This window comes from Bradyrhizobium sp. 179, assembly GCF_023073535.1.
Classification (GTDB): domain Bacteria; phylum Pseudomonadota; class Alphaproteobacteria; order Rhizobiales; family Xanthobacteraceae; genus Bradyrhizobium.
The window spans coordinates 1-1061 of sequence record NZ_JADPJR010000016.1 but is presented as its reverse complement, the minus strand read 5'-3'; the positions used below and the strand labels follow the sequence as shown (position 1 = coordinate 1061).

The window sequence follows — 1061 nt, the reverse complement described above, 5'->3', positions numbered from 1 at the left end:
GGCAGCTTCTCGATTCAGTGCGCAGCGGCTGAGCTTGGAGTAACCCCGCAAACAATCTTCGATTATCTTGCGCGCGGAATGCTGGCAGGTCGTCAGTTAACCAAAGGCCAGCCATGGCAGATCGAGCTCTCAGACGAACAAATCGGTCGGCTTCGCAATCGGGTACGACGCACCAAGCGTTCGAAGAAGGAGGCATCATGAAGTCATCGGCTCTCCAATGAGCACATGCCATCCGTCCACGGGGAGCTGGCTGGTGACGATGGCCGAACGATGACCATAGCGGTCTTCAAGGATTTCCAGGAGGTCGTGGCGGGCACCGGAGTCGAGCGGCTCGAGCCCCCAGTCATCGTATGTGGACGGCCTCTGATGGCAAGCACAATTTGGCACTTCGAACGACTTGGACGTCTGCGATCGTATGTCCGGCCTTTAGCGCGGATCATATCTCCGCGGGCCCTGATGAAGTCCGACAACCAAGGGGTCACATCAAGGATGCGAGCTTTAGAGCTCACACGACTGGTCGGGTTTTCCTGGTTTTCGGTGGCGACCGTTGTCTTTCATCATGCCTTTCTTGCACTTACCAAGCTTAGAACTCTTTGATTTGGATGCGGCTGGCCGAAACTCACGTTCAAGGTTTGGCGAACATCTCGGTGCGGAAGCATTCTCCGGTTTTCATCATTGCCAAGATGATCCGAGCCAGCTTGTTGGCAAGGGCGACGGTCACAAGCCGCGCCGGCTTTTTCGCCAAGAGCCCGACAATCCAGTCGCGCAAGCCGCCGCGGCGTTTTTCCACAACGTTTAGAAGCGATGTTGCTCCGAGAACCAGTAGCTTCCTTATATATCGATTACCCGCCTTGGTGATGCTTCCGAGAGTCGGTTTACCCCCACTCGAAATTTGCCTGGGCGTCAGCCCGAGCCAGGCAGCAAAATCCCGCCCCGAATTGAATATGCTTGGGTCCGGTACACTGGCTGCAATTACCGAGGCAACAAGCTTGCCAACGCCGGGAATTTCTCCGAGCGAACGGCTCGTCTCGCTTCGCGCGTGGGCCTTGGCGATCTCCCTC

Annotated in this window: 2 protein-coding genes and 1 pseudogene; 1 reads left to right on the top strand and 2 read right to left on the bottom strand. The window is 56.6% G+C overall.

What is annotated here, in order from left to right:
- Window positions 1-201 (top strand): hypothetical protein (locus IVB12_RS03355; RefSeq protein WP_247295633.1); only part of this gene is annotated, 201 nt, incomplete at its 5' end.
- A 6-nt stretch (window positions 202-207) separates the two neighbouring features.
- Here the strand turns inward: IVB12_RS03355 and IVB12_RS03350 are convergent.
- Together IVB12_RS03350 and IVB12_RS03345 are read right to left on the bottom strand one after the other, a co-directional pair.
- Window positions 208-348 (bottom strand): annotated as a pseudogene (locus IVB12_RS03350) (ATP-binding protein); the annotation flags it as partial.
- A gap of 277 nt (window positions 349-625) precedes the next feature.
- Window positions 626-1061: transposase (locus IVB12_RS03345; protein WP_247295631.1), on the bottom strand; the 436-nt coding region annotated here is incomplete at its 5' end.